This window comes from Persicitalea sp., from assembly GCF_041751555.1.
In the GTDB taxonomy this organism is placed as follows: Bacteria; Bacteroidota; Bacteroidia; order Cytophagales; family Spirosomataceae; genus Persicitalea.
Genome location: NZ_JBGSXF010000318.1, coordinates 1 through 18,233 on the forward strand (window position 1 = coordinate 1; position 18,233 = coordinate 18,233).

At 52.4% G+C, this 18,233-nt stretch carries 13 protein-coding genes; 5 read left to right on the forward strand and 8 right to left on the reverse strand.

The features are described from left to right. The 4 genes from ACEW8P_RS11450 to ACEW8P_RS11465 form a co-directional block, all read right to left on the reverse strand. Window positions 1-2,081, reverse strand: a 2,081-nt coding sequence (locus tag ACEW8P_RS11450; RefSeq protein ID WP_373513214.1) for a HEAT repeat domain-containing protein, incomplete at its 3' end; no start/stop codon positions are given. Window positions 2,082-2,084: 3 nt separating this feature from the next. Beyond that, complete coding sequence (locus tag ACEW8P_RS11455; RefSeq protein WP_373513215.1) at window positions 2,085-2,759, reverse strand: DUF1080 domain-containing protein; 675 nt, start codon at window positions 2,757-2,759, stop codon at window positions 2,085-2,087. A gap of 144 nt (window positions 2,760-2,903) precedes the next feature. Next, the gene (locus tag ACEW8P_RS11460; RefSeq protein ID WP_373513216.1) at window positions 2,904-4,601 is read right to left on the reverse strand and encodes an FtsX-like permease family protein; all 1,698 of its coding nucleotides are present in this window, start codon (window positions 4,599-4,601) and stop codon (window positions 2,904-2,906) included. Window positions 4,602-4,649: 48 nt separating this feature from the next. Next, the gene (locus ACEW8P_RS11465; protein WP_373513217.1) at window positions 4,650-5,330 is read right to left on the reverse strand and encodes an ABC transporter permease; all 681 of its coding nucleotides are present in this window, start codon (window positions 5,328-5,330) and stop codon (window positions 4,650-4,652) included. A gap of 263 nt (window positions 5,331-5,593) precedes the next feature. Here ACEW8P_RS11465 and ACEW8P_RS11470 point away from each other — a divergent pair, with 263 nt between their 5' ends. Continuing rightward, the gene (locus ACEW8P_RS11470) at window positions 5,594-6,058 is read left to right on the forward strand and encodes a Uma2 family endonuclease (RefSeq protein ID WP_373513218.1); all 465 of its coding nucleotides are present in this window, start codon (window positions 5,594-5,596) and stop codon (window positions 6,056-6,058) included. An 11-nt stretch (window positions 6,059-6,069) separates the two neighbouring features. On the opposite strand, the gene ACEW8P_RS11475 is transcribed toward ACEW8P_RS11470, so the two are convergent. The 4 genes from ACEW8P_RS11475 to ACEW8P_RS11490 form a co-directional block, all read right to left on the reverse strand. Next, on the reverse strand, window positions 6,070-8,442 hold the full coding sequence (locus ACEW8P_RS11475; protein WP_373513219.1) for an ABC transporter permease: 2,373 nt from the start codon (window positions 8,440-8,442) through the stop codon (window positions 6,070-6,072). Between the two features lie 218 nt (window positions 8,443-8,660). Beyond that, window positions 8,661-9,401 (reverse strand): hypothetical protein, encoded by a 741-nt coding sequence (locus tag ACEW8P_RS11480; RefSeq protein WP_373513220.1) that lies wholly within the window; start codon window positions 9,399-9,401, stop codon window positions 8,661-8,663. 165 nt (window positions 9,402-9,566) lie between these two features. Further along, window positions 9,567-10,481 carry a bestrophin family protein gene (locus tag ACEW8P_RS11485; RefSeq protein WP_373513221.1) on the reverse strand — a complete coding sequence of 305 codons (915 nt, stop codon included), beginning with the start codon at window positions 10,479-10,481 and terminating at the stop codon, window positions 9,567-9,569. Between the two features lie 83 nt (window positions 10,482-10,564). Continuing rightward, window positions 10,565-12,655 (reverse strand): prolyl oligopeptidase family protein, encoded by a 2,091-nt coding sequence (locus ACEW8P_RS11490; RefSeq protein WP_373513226.1) that lies wholly within the window; start codon window positions 12,653-12,655, stop codon window positions 10,565-10,567. A gap of 213 nt (window positions 12,656-12,868) precedes the next feature. Between ACEW8P_RS11490 and ACEW8P_RS11495 the strand changes: the two genes are divergently transcribed. From ACEW8P_RS11495 to ACEW8P_RS11510, 4 genes are all read left to right on the forward strand, one after another. After that, complete coding sequence (locus tag ACEW8P_RS11495; RefSeq protein ID WP_373513222.1) at window positions 12,869-13,825, forward strand: hypothetical protein; 957 nt, start codon at window positions 12,869-12,871, stop codon at window positions 13,823-13,825. A gap of 47 nt (window positions 13,826-13,872) precedes the next feature. Continuing rightward, a complete protein-coding gene (locus tag ACEW8P_RS11500; protein ID WP_373513223.1) occupies window positions 13,873-15,330 on the forward strand; it encodes a BNR-4 repeat-containing protein in 1,458 nt (485 codons plus the stop codon). Between the two features lie 334 nt (window positions 15,331-15,664). Further along, window positions 15,665-16,216, forward strand: a complete 552-nt coding sequence (locus ACEW8P_RS11505) for a fasciclin domain-containing protein (protein WP_373513224.1) — start codon at window positions 15,665-15,667, stop codon at window positions 16,214-16,216. A 190-nt stretch (window positions 16,217-16,406) separates the two neighbouring features. Continuing rightward, entirely contained in the window at window positions 16,407-18,065 is a 1,659-nt protein-coding gene (locus tag ACEW8P_RS11510; protein WP_373513225.1) for a sodium/sugar symporter, read from the forward strand. Window positions 18,066-18,233 lie beyond the last annotated feature (168 nt).

Below are 18,233 nucleotides of genomic sequence, written 5' to 3' on the forward strand. Positions count from 1 at the left end.
ACCAAGGCGTAAATCTCCCGGTTGTCCAGCTTACCCGCCACGCCGACGAAGGTAGTTTCGTCCAGCGTGTCCAGCCCAGCTTGGGGCCAGAGGGTCAGAAAAGCCTCCTCCCTTTCTTTCTTTGGCAAAACCTCAATCGCCCATAGTCGATTGACGGCGGGGAGTTGGCTGGCTCGGGGAGTTTGCAGGAAACCTCGCAGCGCGTCAGGGTACTTTTCCAAAGCCCGACGGGCTAAGTACCGCTCGAATTTGCGCTCGTAAGCGCCGCCTATGCCGTCGCCGGGTAGTTCGGGTTTGGCTGCTTGCACGAGCAGTTCGAGAGTCAGCGGATCGGCCTCGCTACTTTCACCGAGGGTGCGAATTACCTGCGCCCGCACCATCACATTTTCATCCTCAACCATATCTTGCAATAAATCAGCCACCTGCGCCGAAGTAAGGAAAAAACTACCCAGCGAACGCACGGCTTCACGCCGCAAATCGGGCAGCGCCGAGGTAAGTAGGGCGGCGAGTAGTTCGGCATTATAATGATGCATTCCTTCCAGGCTCCAAAGCGCATGGATACGGGTAGTTTCGGTCTGGGCCGCATCGGCGGCCAGCGCGATCAGTTCGGGAGCCAAGCCTTTGGTTTCGGCGGTAGGGCGGTCAGAAATCTGATGCCAGGCGGCGCGCTTGGCCCAGAGCGAGGGCGACGTGAGATATTTGGGTAGTTCGGCGGTTTTTATTTTGTAAAAATCCGGCACTGGGCGAGGCTGCTGGCTGACGTGGCGGATGCGCCAGATGCGGCCGTTTTGTTTATCGCGGTCGGGATGGGTAGTGGGAAGTTCGTTGTGCGAAACGATTTTGTTGTACCAGTCGGCGATGTACAAACAGCCGTCGGGGCCAAATTCCATATTGACGGGACGAAACCAGTCGTCTTCCGAAGTGAGTAAGTCGGGCAGGTGTTCGGCGGTCACACTTCCGTCGGCTTCCCGCACGATGCGCACTGCGTTGATGGAACTGGTGATCGGATTGGCCAGAAAGGCCACATCTTTGAACTCCGGCGGAAAACTACCCGCCGCGTCATCGGCGAAAGCTAATCCCGAAATGCCCGTGCCGCCCACGCGGAACTCGTGCAGCAGCGGCACAAAAGGCTGATAAGGCCGCAGGCGATCATTGCCGATACCTGGGAAGCCCGTGCCGGGTTCCATCGGGGCCACCGAGTAGCCCAGGTCGTTTGCTTCGGAGCCATACCACTGGCCGTTGCCGCGCAACTGAAAACCCCAAATATTATTCAGTCCCGAACTGACCAGCTCCATCCTCTTCGCATCCAGTGAAAACCGGGCTATTTTGCTGTAATCCAGTTTCGTTTTATTTCCGCTTTTCAGCGAACTGACTAACCCCTTATTCAAGGCACCTTGGCTGAAATGAATCCAGTCGCCGGGCGCGCGTACCAAGACATGGCCCATGGTGTGCGTGTCGGTGTAACCGAATCCCGTAAAGAGTGGCTCACGTTGGTCGGCGCGTCCGTCTTTATCTTTATCATGCAAGAAAAAAAGTTCGGAACCCTGCATGACGTAGGCGCCGTCCTTATAAGGCAAAATGCTCATCGGAATCGCCAGACCGTCGGCCCAGACGGTAGTTTTGGCCTTTTGTCCGTCGTAAAGGTTAGAGAGAATGAGAATCTGGTCTTCCCCCTTCGTTTTGCCTTGATATAGGTCGAGAATTCGCTTGAAGGCGGGGTTTTCCTGCTGAGCTTTCGGGTCGTCCATCAGCCGTTGCAGGTCGTTCCACTTAATATCGGCTACCGGGTCGAGGGGGTACATGCGGGCGGTTTGGGTCCAAAGCCTTCCTGCATCGTCGAAAGTGAGGTCGATCGGGTTGACGACTCCATCTTCCTGGCTGGCGACCAATTCGATCACGAAACCCTCGGGTAGTTTGAAGCCCGCGAGTTCTTCCGCCGCCGAGTACACATCTGTACGGGCAGATTGGGTTTTCTTCTGGGCAGCAGTCGGTTGCGCGGTCAGCAGGATCAGACTGGCCAGGAAGCCTGCAAGGTACTTCGTTCGTTTGCTGCAGGTAGTTTTAAGGTTTTGTAAATACATTTTTTAAAATTCAGTAATGGTCAAATCCCGAAACTCGACCTGCCCCGCGCCACCGCTGTGGATCTGCATCGCGATGACACCTTTGGCGGGAATACTGTTATCTTTTTCTACATAATCGACAGTTTTGACGCCATTGATATACAATTCGTGATGATTGCCCCGACAGCGGACGATGTAGCTGTTCCACTCGCCCGGACGTAGCACATGCCGCAGGGTACTTAGGTCGCCGCCGACCAGCTTGGCCCGGCGGTGTTCGTCGTAGAGATCGCCCCAATAGCCGTCGCCGATGTCGGCCTGGTAGCCGATCATTTTGCCATCTTTTACAAAAGAGCGGTACTGAATGCCGCTGTTGATCATTCCAGTGGCCGGGTCGCCCGTGAGCCGGAAGAGGCAGCGAAACTCAAAGTCGCCGTATTCTTTGAGCGTGTGGAGGTAGGTGTTAGCCGGGATTTTTTTCTTCCCGTCGCCGCTACGAATGACGCTATCGGCCACCGACCACCAGGACTGGTAGTCGGGGTTGGCGGTTTTCCAGCCGTTAAGGGTTTTGCCGTCGAAAAGTGAAACGGTCGGCGGCGAGGTCTGGGCGTGGAGTGAAACGCTGAACAGGGCGGCCAGCAAACTCACCAGAGCAAGCAGACCGAAGTACTTTGGGAGTTGAGAGGGGACGATTGAGCACATAGTTATCTTGACAGGATGTTTTGTCAAAAATACTAAGACATGAAGATCAACTTACTACCCGGTCTTCGACCGCCCGGCGGCCCGATCCGTTCAGACTGACAATTACCTGCTGTTGTCAGTCTGAGCGGAGCCGAAGACCTCCCTTTATTCACTCCTCAGCGAATCCACTGGATTGGCCAGCGCGGTAGCGATTGTTTTTCCACTAATCGAAATAATGACCAATGCCAGCACCAGCGCGGCGGGAGCAGCGAAGAGCCACCAACTCAGCTCGATGCGGGCCGCGTAACTCGCCAGCCAGTTTTCGACCAAAAAGTAGGTGATTGGGATACCGATAACGACCGAAATCAGCACGGTTTTGACAAAATCCTTCGACAGCAAAACCATCAGATTGGTAGTACTGGCCCCGATTACTTTTCGAATGCCGATTTCCTTGGTGCGCTTCGAGACGGTGAAGGTAGCCAGGCCAAACAAACCCAGGCAGGAAATAAGAATCGCGAAGCCCGTCAGGACGCCGAAGACGGTTTGGAAGCGGTCATCGGCTTTGTACTGCTTGTCATACTCGCTGTCCAGGAAAAAGTAGCTGAACGGCGAATAGGGAAAATTGGCCTTGTAAACCTTTTTCAAAGTAGCGAGCTGCTCGCTGGAATTGCCGCCCGAAAATTTCACGCTGGCGAAGTTATCGAATTCGGGCAAATACAGATGAATGATGGGGATGTAAGCCGACTTAGGCGATTCATAATGGTAATTTTGCACTACTCCCCTAATCGTCACTCGGTTTCCTCCCAGGTCTAGTTCCCTACCAATGGCTTCTTCCGGCGTCGGGATACCCCACAACCGAATGGCTTCCTCGTTTACAATTACATCCCTCTTGTTCCCCTCGATATTGGGAAAAATCGGCCGACTTGTGGCATCGTAATCTTCGCCCGCCAGCAGCTTTATCCCCATCAATTTCAGGAAGGAGCTGTCTATTTGGGTGATGTAAAAATTGTTGGAATTCTTTTCGATGGCATCGGACAAATTGATTCCCGTCGAAGTACTCATCTGTATGGAACCCAAGCCGGGTACCGTGCCGGAAACCGACACCGCCTCGACCTGCGATTGTGCCAGCAACGATTGCGCGAAAGTACCATAATCCCCCTCCCCTTCCACCGGAGCCTTCACTACGATGGTGCGGTCGATTTCCACGCCCAGGTTCTGGTCTCTCAAAAAATTGACCTGCTGAAAAACGGCAAAGGTTTGCACCAACAAAACGACTGTGATAGTGAATTGAAACACGACCAACCCCTTGCGCAGCAAAACCCCGTGACCGGAGCGCGCGAAACTGCCTTTCAAAACCTTGACCGGATCGAAAGCCGACAGCACGAAGGCCGGGTACAGCCCGGAAACCAAAATGCTCAACAGCAAAAATCCAAGTAGCGTTTGCCAAAAGAACAGGTCGCCAAAGGCGGTGAAGCCTTCGGGTAATCCGGCCACTTCCACGAAAAAAGGCCGGGCGATGCTGACCAACAGCACTGCAAAAAGCCCGGCGGCCAGGTTCATCAGCACCGTTTCGGTAAAAATTTGCGTCCTGATCTGATTTTGCGTCGAGCCAACGACCTTCCGCATCCCGATTTCGCGGGCGCGGTCGAGGGCTTTTGAGGTCGTGAGGTTCACGTAGTTGACGAACGCACTGATAAGTACCAGAAACGCTACCCCCAGCAGGAAGAACACCGACTTGGCGTCGCCGTTGGGTTCGGTTTCGAAGGTTTTGTGGGAATAGAGGTGAATATCGCCAATTTTCTGACCGACCACCCGCACGTTTTCCAGCATTTTAGCCTCCCGAGCCCGCTCGTTGAGCGCCACGAGCGACTTCGTGAAGTTTTCGTAATCGGCATTTTCGGCCAGTTGCAGTTAGGTGAGCGTATTATTGCCGCCCCAGTTATCCTCCGTTTCGCCAAAGTCCGAAATCATGGTCGGGTACGAGAAAAGCATATCGAATTTCAAGTGCGTGTTGGCCGGACTGTCCGGTACTACGCCGACAACCTCGAAAACCACGCTGCCCTCCGATTTTGGGATTTTCAAAATTTTGCCCAGTACGTCCAGCGTATTGAAGTACTTCATCGCCATGCCTTCGGTCAGGACGGCCTGCCGGGTTTTGGTCATAATTCCCTTTTTATTTCCGCGAAGCAAAGGGTAGTTGAACATCGAAAAGAACGAGGAATCCACCGCAAAGACCTTTTCCATCAAATGATAGTCTTCCCCAATCTTCACCGTCACATTCGGCTCGCCGTAGGGATAAGCGCGGGTATAATTGACCACTTCGGAGATTTCTCTCTTAACCTTTGCTCCCAGCGGCGGGGTAGTTTCGGTGTCCTGGCTGTCCAGCGTACCGCCGTTCATGTAGTCCGTCGTGAGGCGCACGATGCGGTCGGCCAGCGGATGGGTGTTCTCGTAGCTCAGCTCGAAGCGCACGTACTGGATAATCAGCAATGCCACGGCCAGGCCCGTCGCCAACCCCGCGAGGTTGATGGCGGTGAAGGTTTTGTCTTTCTTGAAAAGGCGGAGGGCGATTTTGATGTAGTTGCGAAGCATGGCTGTTTTGAGTTGATGAGTGCATGAGTCTTTATGACAATTGAGTGGGTAAAAACCCTATGCCTAATTTATTATTTTCTGAAAATCAGTAGGTTATTCGATTATCAAATAATAAAATTGTCCGATTTCGGACAGTCTTGTTCGGAATCGGACGGTTGAGGATTCGCGGTACTATCTTCGGTTCTTTCTGAAAAAGCCACCAGCCAGTAGTCGAAAGCCGACGGCCAATCGTTATCTTTGGGAAACAGTTGAACATGAATACTATGGAAACCACTATCGTAGAATTCGAAGAATTTCAATCGGAGGACATCATGTCTGTAAACCACGCGCGCCTTGCCTATAGCCTGATCAAGGTACTTATTCCCTACGAGGAGCAATACGACATCATGCCTGAACTGGAATTCGAATTGCAGGTCGATAGGGCTAAGCCCGATATTTCAATTTGCCATAAAATTCCGGTTGACTGGATTCGCGACACGGTGCGTTGGAAAGAACCGCCCGTTACTGCGATTGAAATTCTATCGCCCCGGCAAGCCTACAACGACCTCACCGATAAGATTTACGACAATTATTTCCCATCAGGAGTGCAGTCGGCCTGGATTGTTCTTCCCTCGGTCAAAACCGTGCAGCTTTTTTTACCCGACCAGCCTGTAAAACATTTTACCGAAGGTGTTTTGCAAGATCCTGCCACCAGCATTGCATTTAGCATCGCGGATATTTTTAGGTAAAGAAAGACTTTTCATTCGCTCCGCAACGACTCCACCGGATTCATCAACGCCGCCTTCACCGCCTGGAAACTCACCGTAGCCAGTGTAATGACCAGCGCCCCCGCGCCCGCTGCGGCGAAAATCCACCACGATAATTCGGTGTGGTAGGTGTACTTCTGCAACCAACCATCCATGAAGTACCAGGCCAGCGGCGCGGCGATGAAGCTGGAAATCAGGACAAGTACCACGAAATCTTTGGACAGCAAGCCCCACAAATTCGCGACACTCGCCCCAAGTACCTTGCGGACGCCGATTTCCTTGGTGCGCTGCTCGGCGACGTAAGAGGCCAGGCCGAAAAGACCGAGACACGAAATCAGCACGGCTAGTCCGGCAAAAAATGAGGCCAAAGTACCGATGCGCTCTTCGGTGGCAAACTTCATGGCAAAGTCCTCGTCGGCAAAAGTGTAGCTGAAAGGATTGACGGAGTCATACGCTTTGTAAACCGTCTCGATTTTGGCCAAAGCCGTGCCGGCACTCATGGTCGGGTTTAGCCTCATGCTGAGCAGGCTGTTGCGGCTGGGTTGGATAAAGAAGTAGGTCTGCTTCACCGGGTCGTAGGGCGACTGGGTGATCAGGTTTTTTACTACGCCGATGATCTTGACCTGGGAATCCCCCCACTGCACGATTTCTCCGACGGGATTTTCCAGATTCATGTACTTTACGGCTTCCTCGTTCACGATGATAGCCGTCGAGTCGGAAGCAAACGCTTTATCGAAGTCCCGGCCCTCCTTGATTTGCCAACCGACGGTTTTACCGAATTCCGGCGTCACGCGCATCGTCACGAACTCGTCGCCCATAGCGGGGTCTTTGCCCTTCCAACTCAGTCCGCCGTTGGTAATATATGTAAAGGTGATGGGACTATCGGTGGCGGTCATTTCCTGCACGGCCCCGGTATTCAGCATTTCCTGACGAAAAGCCTCGTAATGGTTCTTGATCTCATCTGATTTCATAGGAACGGTAATCAGATTGCTGCGGTCGTAGCCGATGGGGCGATCTTTGACAAACTGAATCTGCCGCAGGATAACGACCGTCCCGATAATCAGCGCCACGGAAACCGTAAACTGCACGACCACCAGAACCTTACGTGGTACCGCCGCAAAACGCCCCGTTATGAAAGTACCTTTGAGAGTCTTGACCGGAGAAAACGAGGACAGGTACAAGGCCGGATAACTACCCGCCACCAGTCCGGTGAACAGAATGAAGGCCAGGCTTGCCAGCCAGAAAACCGGGTTCGCCCAGGGAAACACGATCTGCTTGTCGGTGGTGTTGTTGAAGGCAGCAAGTCCCACCAGTACCAGCGTCACCGCCACCACGAAAGCAATAATGACCACCAGCAGCGACTCGCCGAAAAACTGCGCGATGAGTTGTCCGCGCATCGAACCTACAGCCTTGCGCAAGCCCACTTCCCGCGCCCGCTTTTCGCTGCGGGCGGTACTGAGGTTCATGAAATTGATGCAAGCCAGCAGCAGCACGAACACGCCGATAACGCCGAACAGCCACACGTACTCGATCAGCCCACCGCTCGGGACGCCATTCTCGAACTCCGACCGCAGGTGCCAGTTTTTCATCGGTTGCAGGAAAACCTGGGCCTGAAACTTCTTTTCTTCCTCGTCCACATTGTCGAGTTTGGCATTCTTAATCTTGGCCGACACGTCGGCCATCGTGGTGTTTTCGGCGATTTGAGCGTAGGTCTGAAACCAGTTATTGCCCCAACCCAACCAAGGCGGCAGATTCTTGACGTTGAGCTCCCAGGGCGCGATGAAGGTCAAATCCCGAAAAGAGGAGTTGTAGGGTAAGTCTTTATAGACACCCGTTACTTTTACGTCCTCCGAGTTATCCAGCCTCACTACCCGATCCAGTGGGTTTTCTTCCCCGAAAAGTGCCTTTGCGGTAGACTCCGAAAGCATAATTGAGTTGGGATCGGTTAGACCGATACGGGTGCCTTGGAGCATTTTTAGCGTCAGCATCTCGGGCGCTTCCGGTTCCATGTAGTTGCCGAGTTTCGTGAGTTTTTTATCGCCAACGGCCAAGAGATGCTCGAAGTTGAAGGAAGAAATGACGACACGCTCGAAATTATCGCCGTAGCTATCCCGTAGTTCTGGGGCCAGTAGCTTGGGCACATTCGGTGCCGTCTTGATCTCGCCGTTGAAGGTCTGGTTTTGCATGACCATCGCGATGCGGTCGTAGTTCTCGAAGGAGCGATCGTAGCTCAGTTCGTCATAGACCCAAAGGCTAATCAGCATCGCCACGGCCATACCGACCGCCAGGCCACCGATGTTGATGAAGGAATAGCCCTTGTTGCGGGCGAGGTTGCGGAAGGCGATTTTCAGGTAGTTGCGGAGCATGGCTATTTTCTTGCAGGTGAGAGGAAAAAATTAAGGAGGCACACCGTGAGTGAACCCGCTTGTGCCAACTCTTCCAAAAGCCATACCCAACAAATCACTTGTTAATTATCAGAGCTTTAACAAATTTATAACGCAAGAAACTGTTCGAAAACGGACAGTCTTGTCCATTTTCGAACAGAAATGATGCGAGGAAGAAGTCGGTAAATACCAGGAGCCAACTATCGCTGATTCACGGCCAGAGGTTCCAGCTGGTAGAGACGCGTAACTTCCCGATTATTCAGTTCGTACCGGATCTCTTTCCCGTCGATGCGAACGACGAGCGAGTAAGGGCCCGAATCCAAAGCGGAAACATCGAGCCAGCGACGGTAATGTGCGACGTTATTGTACTCCTTGTAGTAGAGTTTACCGCGTTCGTCCATCAACTCTATCTTGTACCGCTCTCTGAGCGGGCTATCGACTACTAACCGCAGCTTACCGTCCTGGTTGACCAAAGCGTGTACTACGTACGGTATTTCTTCGCCGGAGGCATTCCGGTCGCGATTCCCGCCAATTTCGAGTAGCGGAAGGCGGGGGTCAGGGAGTAGCGTGGGCAGGGTTTCGGTTTTGATCCGCGTCGTCACGAGTTGGTTGGCCAGCAATTCTTTTAACAATCGGTTGAACTGTCGCCGATTACGGCGTGTGGGCTTCACCCATTTTTCGGGTAGAGATTCCTGATAAATCAATTGTTCGTTTGGCGCAAAAAACTGGACGATGGTCGTGCGGGTTTCGGCCAACGTTTTGAGTTGCCAGTAACCCTGGGTCGAATCGGTTTCAGCTTGCGTGGTTCGGAGTATCGGGTGTTCTTTTTTCTGAGCAAAACCTGGTTGATACAAACTGCTCAAAGCGAGGACAAAAAGAAATGTAAAGATTACGCGTGCAGGTCGGAGGGTAGAAATGAGGTACTTGATGAATGCGTTCATGGCTGTTGTTTTTATGAATTAAAAATCTATTGCCATTACACAAAGGAATACAGTGCCAGTACTTAAAAGTACCCATTCCAGGCGCTCAGGCCATATTCGCCTGTTTTTTTGTGTTCAATTTCGTACGGTAGCTGTCCGGTAGCGGACACTTGTGGGGGCTTCCGGTCAGAGAATATACTCCCCATCGACGCTTTGTATCGGTTCAGGAATATCCTCTTCCCCCAGCATTTCCAGTAAGTTTATTTCAATGGTTCGGGTGATCTGATCCAACGGTATTCCGGTAGGTAATGGCTCGAATGGATCGACCAGTGCCTGACCTACCGAGTGGGTAGTGAGGAAGATATACCCGACCAGCGTACCGAACAGTATAGACCAGTAGCCAATGGCATTGGCGGTCACCATCGTGGTACTCACGGTAAAAATCCAGATAAAAGCGCGGGTATAGTAGTTGTAAGTCGTGGGAAACACTGTGTTTGCAATGCGCTCCGATTTTCCCATTTCGTCACAAAAATTGACAATCATCCGGTTCATTTCCATGAATCTGAAACCGTCGATAGCCTTTCTTTTGTACAAATCCTCCACAAGCTCCGACTGATGAGATAGGATGGCATTGGGAACGTTCATGGCCCTTTCTACATCGGTGAATTCTTCCAGGCTAAGAAACTTGGCGTGTTCCTTCGTAACCGATTTTCGCAGGTTCTTTTTCAGGGCGTACAAAAAAGCAATGTGCCGCCAAATAGCCACGCGTCGTAAGATATTGAGTTCCTGTTCCGGTATATTATCCGACGCGCTGGTATTGTAAATGATCTGCCGGGCCCAGGTGCGGGAGTCATTCACAAGAGCGCCCCAAATCTTCCGCGCTTCCCACCAGCGGTCGTACGATTGGTTATTATTGAAACCGACAAAGAATGCCAGCGCCGTACCCAAGATGGTCGGGATGATGGCAGGAAACGCGAAGTAGCGGCTAACGACATAATCACTGATGAAGAATGCCGCCACACAAATAAACAGATCGAAAGCAGCATATCGCCCCGTTCCCGATATGATACGGCCTATCCTTACATTTTTTGAGATTAACACACTGCTGTTATTTTATTGAAAATGTACTAGTAGTTTGTCAGTCTGAGCGGACGGGGCCGCCCGGCGGTCGAAGACAGTCACGGTCACTCCCACACCAACCCCATGTTCTTAAACACAAAAGCGTACAAATCCGCCGTAGTTTCCAGCGCTTTTTTGGTATTACTGGCCCCATGGCCGGAGTTAGTGTCGATGCGAATTAGCAGCGGATTGGTGGAGGTAGCTCCGGCCTTTTCCTGCAAAGTGGCGGCGTACTTGAATGAGTGCGCGGGAACCACGCGGTCGTCGTGGTCGGCGGTGGTGATGAGCGTGGCGGGGTACTTTCTGCCTTCGTTAATATTATGTAGCGGCGAGTATTTGTATTGATAGGCAAACTCGTCGGCGTTGTCGCTGCTGCCGTAATCAGCAATCCAGTTCCAGCCGATGGTGAATTTGTGGAAGCGCAGCATGTCCATCACGCCCACGGCGGGCAGAGCCACCTTGAAGAGCTCGGGCCGCTGGTTGATGACCGCCCCCACCAGCAAGCCGCCGTTGGAACCACCCTGCACGGCCAGGTACTCTGGCGAGGTGTACTTTTCCTGGATGAGGTACTCGGCGGCGGCGATAAAGTCGTCGAAGACGTTTTGCTTGCTGAGCTTCATGCCCTGCTCGTGCCACTTTTCACCGTACTCGCTGCCGCCGCGCAGGTTGGCCTGCACAAAAATGCCGCCTTGGTCCAGAAACGGAATGCGCGTCGGGCTAAACGAGGGGTCGAGACTGATGTTGAAACCACCGTAGCCGTACAGAATCGTCGGGTTGGTGCCATCCATTTTCAAACCTTTTTTATAGACAATGAAGGCCGGGATTTTGGTGCCGTCCTTGCTGGGGTAGAATACCTGCTTCGTTTCGTAATCCGTGGGCTTGAAGCTGACCTCCGGCTCTCGAAAGACGCTGCTTTTCCTGGTGGCAATGTCGTAGCGAAAAATGGTCGGCGGGTAGTTGAACGAAGTGTAAGTGTAGAACACGAATTTGTCCTCCGCTTCGCCGCCAAAACCACCCGCCGAACCCAGGCCGGGTAGTTTCACCTCGTTCTGCATTTTACCCTGCATATCATAGACATAAACCCGCGAAGTTACGTCCTTAGAATACTCGGCGAAGAGCTTTCCGCCCGCCGTACCGACGCTAACCAACGGCTCCGGCTTCTCAGGCAGGAAGGGTTGCCAGGATTCGGTCTTTGACACGTACTTCATCACTTTCCCGTTGGGTGCTGCTTCGTTGGTTTCGATCAGGAAACCGTCCTCGATATTTTCGACAAGGCTGTACTTGTCGTCCGTGATTTCTTCCACGATGGGCGTGAACTTCGCCTCGCCACGCTTCATCACCCACAGGCCGTTGCCGTCCTTACCTTGTCCCCGGTCGCTCACGTAAAGCGCGGCGTATTGCTCGTCTTCGGTAGTGCTTACGGTGTGAAACCGCTGCGGATGGGCAGGGTCTTCAAATATCAGTCGGTCGTTGCCCTGGGTCGAGCCAACCTGATGGTAGTACACCTGATGGTTTTCGTTTTTGGCCGCCAGGGCGCTGCCTTCGGGCTTAGGGTAGCGGCTGTAGTAGAAGCCGTCACCTTGCCAGGACGCACCGGAAATCTTCACCCACTCGACTTTATCGTCAAGCATTTTCAATGTTTTCATATCCATGACCTGGTACTCCTGCCAATCGGAGCCGCCCTGCGAGAAGCCGCAAACTGCGTAGTCGCCGTTTTTGGACAAACTGAAAACCGTCAGTCGCGTAGTACCGTCGGCGGATAGTTGATTGGGGTCGAGCACTACCTCGGGCGTCCCGTTCAGTCCTTTTTGCCGATAAAGCACCGATTGGTTTTGCAGGCCGTCGTTTTTATAAAAATAAAAGTAGTTGCCCTTCTTGCGCGGGGCCGAGTACTTGGGGTAGTTGTAGGCTTTTTCCAGGTCGTCAAAAATCTTTTTCCGAAATGGGATTTTCTCCAAATAACCGAATGTCACTTCGTTCTCGGCCTTCACCCAGGCCGCCGTCTCGTCGGAGCGGTCGTCTTCGAGCCAGCGGTAGGGGTCGGGTACTTTGGTACCGTGGTAGTCGTCCACATGGTCGATTTTTTTGGTGGTGGGGTAGGTTATTTTTTGCGCCTCTCCGTCGGGATGGAGCAGTGTGGCGGTAAGCAGGGTCATGCCGAGTAGTTTGTAGTTCATGGTTTTGTAAAAAATAGTTCAGGCAGAAGTGGTCGAACAAAGGTACGCGGAGATCAGGAGCGAATCAATCAGGCCTGAACCGGAAATTCTGTACAGATTCTTGGTCTCGAGCTTTTAATATTTTTTAACAAAAACCGAAGTGAGTTGTCAGCTGCGGTATTTTTGGTTATTTTTAAAAAAAAACTCAATCCTATGGCTACTCGACTCCTTACTCTGCTTCTGTTCATTGGCCTGGCTGCTACTACCACACAGGCTCAGAACCTGGACTCCACCGCCTCCTTCCCGGTGAATGCCGTCATATTCCTGAAAGACGGCACGCAACTACGCGGCGTGCTGCTGTCCGAGTCGCCCGTGGGCGCAAGAATCAGAACCGACAACCTGGGCGAAATCACCGTTACGTCGGATAAAATCGAGAGCATTGAAAAGAACGAGGGTGGCTTTTATCACAAAGGCAAGTACTGGTTCGACAACCCACACCACACCCGCTATTTTTTCTCGCCTTCGGCCCTTTCGCTCCGCAAGGGCGAAGGCTACTACCAAAATGCCATGCTACTACTCAACTCCGTGGAGGTAGGCGTGACCGATCACTTTTCGATGGGTGGCGGTTTCGTTCTCAACCCTACTTTCCGTGACTGGCAGGTACTTTTCCTCACGCCCAAAGTCAGCTTCCCCTCTCAATCCAGAGTAACGTTCGGCGTTGGTGCCCTGGCCATTGGGGTATTCAATCGGAGGTACGATTTTAACAATCAAACGGGTATAAGCCGCAAAGATGGCATAGAGGTCAATCTGGCTGGCATCGGCTATGGCTTAATGACTATCGGTGGAGACGAGCGAAACGGCACCGTGGGCCTCGGCTGGGGATTCGCCGAAGGAGAAATAACCGCTAGCCCCGTCCTCAACCTCAGTTTTATGTCGCGGGTGGGCCGGAGGGTAGGCCTCGTGACCGAAAACTGGATATTCATTCCTGCCAAAGGTGATCCGGCGGTGGGGATTTTGTCAGGTGGCGTGCGCTTTTTTGGAGAGAAGATGGCCGTCGACCTGGCCCTGTGGGTACCTGTAGGCCCGGATAATACCCTCTTCGCCATTCCTTACGTAGACTTCGTGATAAAGTTCGGTCAAAAGAAAAGACCGGGTCAGCGCAGCCGATAGTAGTTTCAGGAGCGGAAGGCTTTTTATCAGAAAAGTCAACTGATTTCATGAAACCCCGTATCCTTTCTTGCTCCATCCTATTTGTCATCCTGAGCGTAGCCGAAAGACTTTTTGCCCAAAATGACGTCCATCCCGACATCAAGTTCGCCGAGGCCGAGCTGATTCAAACCCGCGCCAACGGCTTTCGGGGCATCTGGTACATGAATCAACCCTCCGACGACGAGTACGTCTATAAGTACAGCGGCGGCTTGGGTACCTATCCCGCCAACCATCGTCCGTTCGCGGTGTACGCCCCGGCGGTGGACAAGACGTTCTTTTGCTTTGGCGGCACTGACAGTACCAATTCCACGCTGTTGCACAACGTCTCCTATTTCGACCACAAGACCCAGAAAGTAGCCAATCCCATCACGCTGCTGGATAAAAAAACGATCGACGCCCACGATAATCCAGTCATCTCTATCGACGACCAGGGCTTTGTCTGGATTTTCTCCACTGCCCACGGCACCAGCCGCCCGTCGTATATTCACAAGAGTAAAAAGCCTTACGACATCACGGATTTTGAAACGATCCACGCGGCGGAGCTAGTCGACGGTGCGGAAAAACCTTTCGATAACTACTCCTACTTTCAGGTCTATCCCATCAAGGGCAAAGGATTTATCGCCCTTTTTACCAAATATAAAAAAGGCCAACGCGTCATCGGTTTCAATACCAGTGCAGACGGTGCGCATTGGAACGAGTGGCAGGTACTTGCTCACATTGAGGAAGGCCACTATCAGATCAGCGCAGAGCGGGACGGCAAGGTAAGTGTGGCTTTCGACTTTCATCCCGAGGGCAAAGGGTTGAACTACCGTACTAATTTACACTACCTCGAAACCACCGATTTCGGCCAAAGCTGGCAGACATTTTCGGGCGAGAAAGTGACGCTCCCACTAACCACACGAGATAACCCGGCCCGCATCAAGGACTTCGTGAGCGAAGGCTTGAACTGCTACCTGCTGGACATCACGCTGGATGAAAATCAAAAACCCGCCATCCTGGTCATTTCCAGCAAAGGTTACGAGGCTGGCCCCGAAAACGCGCCCCGGCATTGGCGTGTATTTCGTCCCGACAAAGGTCAGTGGGACAATCATATCGTGGGTATTTCGGACAGCAACTACGACATGGGGTCTATCTATGCCGAGCCCAAAAACGTACTACGCATCATTGGCCCGACGGCCGACGGGCCCCAGGCCTATAACCCCGGCGGGGAGATCGTCATGTGGGTTAGTAAGGACGGTGGGCGTACCTGGAAAAAGGAAAAAGAGCTGACCAAAAACAGCGAAATGAACCATACCTATGTCCGCGCCCCCCGTTTTGCCCAGCCCGATTTTTACGGCATATGGGCCGATGGTCACGGGCGCAAGCCTTCGGAATCAAACCTGTACTTTACGACTAAAAAGGGGGAAGTATACCGGCTGCCACGCGAAAATACCGACGCGATGATCAAACCGATTCGCCAGAAATAGCGATTTTCCAGTGACAATTTTCCAGTGAATCAGGGCCCGGCGCCACGAGTCCGCGGCTGGCTACCTGACTGGAGTCGGGCGGGATGTATTTGTAATGGCCGCACCCAATGTTTTTGCGGGAGATGTCCGATGGGCATCTCCTTTTGCATTGTCAGCCGTACCGCTTCCGAAGACCTGTGTGAATTATATTAATTTATAAAATACTCAAAATCAGTGCTATAATTTTTTACTTTCATTTAAAAGCAGTGCAGGGGAATCCGCCACAAATAACAGGGCGTAAGTGGAGCCATAAATCAACAAACTAAAAAACATCAATCACAAATCGAATTACATTATGAAAAAATTAGCATTTTTTGTCGCTGCCCTTTTTGTTGCCAATGCCTCTTTTGCACAGGGGAACATGAAAACCGTGGAAGTGGGCGGGGCTGCGATGTATCCTAACAGAAACATCGTCGAGAATGCCGTCAATTCCAAAGACCACACCACCCTGGTAGCCGCTGTGAAAGCCGCCGGGTTAGTAGAAACATTACAGGGAGCCGGTCCATTTACGGTGTTCGCACCAACCAATAAGGCGTTTGACAAACTGCCCGCAGGAACTGTCGAAACTTTAGTAAAGCCCGAAAACAAAGCCACATTATCCAAGATCCTGACTTACCACGTCGTATCGGGCAAGATGGATTCTGAAGCCATTGCTGCGGCCATCAAGGAGGGTAACGGTAAAGCTACTTTCAAGACTGTAGAAGGCGGGACCTTGACGGCTATGATGAAAGGCAAAAAGCTGATGCTGATGGATGAGAAAGGAGGTACTTCTACCGTCACCATTAAGGACGTGTACCAATCCAATGGCGTTATTCACGTGATTGATACTGTAGCAATGCCAAAGTAATTCACAGACCGAATCGACATAAGGAATCAAATAGCCGGCGCGTCATGTGCCGGCTATTTGTATTTATAGCTTACCCGAAAAGGGTATTAAACCTATGAATTGAGGGGCCGACATTTTATTTTACAAGTAAAGTATTAATTCGGGGGGCAATAGTGCTTTGTAGGTAAACCTTAGATAACCTACCGCCTTCATGACCCTCGGACTACAGACGCTCGATTACGCCATTTTCCTCACCTATTTCGTCATCGTGTCCAGCTACGGCTACTGGGTTTATACCCATAAGGGAAAGCAGGACGGCGACAGCGCGAAGGATTTCTTCCTGGCCGAAGGTTCACTAACCTGGTGGGCCATCGGCGCCTCTATTATTGCTTCTAATATCTCGGCGGAGCAGTTCATCGGCATGAGCGGACAGGCGTTCCAGTTGGGCATCGCCATTTCAGTGTATGAATTGTTCGGTGCGGTGTCGCTGCTGATCGTGGCGGTGTACTTTCTGCCGATGTACCTCAAAAACGACATCTTCACTATGCCGCAGTTTCTGGCGCGGCGCTACGATACCCGGTTGGCGACGATTATGGCCGTTTTCTGGCTGTTCCTGTACATTTTCGTGAACATGACGTCCATCATTTATCTCGGAGCATTGAGTCTCGAAAAAATGACGGGCTTTGGCTTCATGCTTTGTGCGACTTTCCTGGTCATCTTCGCCATCGTCATCACCCTAGGCGGCATGAAAGTCATCGGCTATACCGATGTTATCCAGGTAGTTTGTCTGATTTTTGGCGGACTGGCCACGACCTACCTCGCCCTGGGCTTGCTCTCGGATCGGGTGGGTACCGGCGAAGGGGTACTTGAAGGACTGGGCATGATCGCCCAAAAGGCCGACAGTCACCTGCACATGATATTTACGCCCGGCGAGTACAGCGTTCACGACGGGCGCGGCGGCTTCATCGACGCCTACAACCAGTTGCCGGGCGTGATGATGTTCATTATCGGCGGACAGTTCGTGAACAATCTCAACTACTTCGGCTGCAACCAGTACATCACGCAACGCGCCCTCGGGGCTGACCTCAAAACGGCCCGCTCTGGCCTGCTTTTCGCCTCGGTACTCAAAATGTTCATGCCGCTGATTGTGGTATTGCCCGGCCTGGCGGCTTACGTTTTGTTCCAGGAAAATGCCGACCCGGCCATCATCGGCGGCATCACTGACAACGGCATCGTCAAGCCCGACAACGCCTACCCCGTCCTGCTTAACTTGCTGCCCACGGGCTTGAAGGGCCTGGCCTTCGCTGCCCTCACCGCCGCCATCGTTGCCAGCCTGGCGGGTAAAGCCAACAGTATTTCGACCATCTACATGCTCGACATCCACAAGAAATTTTTCAATAAAAATCTCAGCGAAAAGCAAACTGTCTTGACGGGTCGCGTGGCGATTGTCGTGGCGTTTGTCATCGCGCTGTTGGTGAGTCCACTGCTGCGGAACTTTGGGCAGGCGTTCGAGTACATTCAGGTTTATACGGGCTATATTTCGCCGGGTATTCTGAGTATTTTCCTGCTGGGATTTTTCTGGAAAAAAGCCACCGCCAACGGCGCTTTGGTAGCCGCCATTCTCAGCGTGGCGCTGTCGGCTTTCATCGAGTACCAGTTCCCCGCCTTCCCCTTCCTCAACCGCATGGGGGTAGTTTTCTGGATTTGCTCGCTCGTACACATCACAATCAGCCTGATCCAGTCGGGCGGGAAGGATAACCCGAATGCCTTCGTCGTCCAGCGGGATTGGTTCAAAGTCGCGCCCTCGTTTCGGTACGGGGCCATTGGGGTGGTGGGGTTGTTTTGTGTGATTTATTGGATTTGGTGGTAGTGCTTCGGCTCCGCTCAGCATGACAACGCTTTAGCTACGATCAGCATCATAACTACACTCAGCATGACAACGCTTTAGCTACGATCAGCATCATAACTCCACTCAGCATGACAACGTCTCGGCAATCGGCTGGGGAGGTCTTCGGCTCCGCTCAGACTGACAATGACT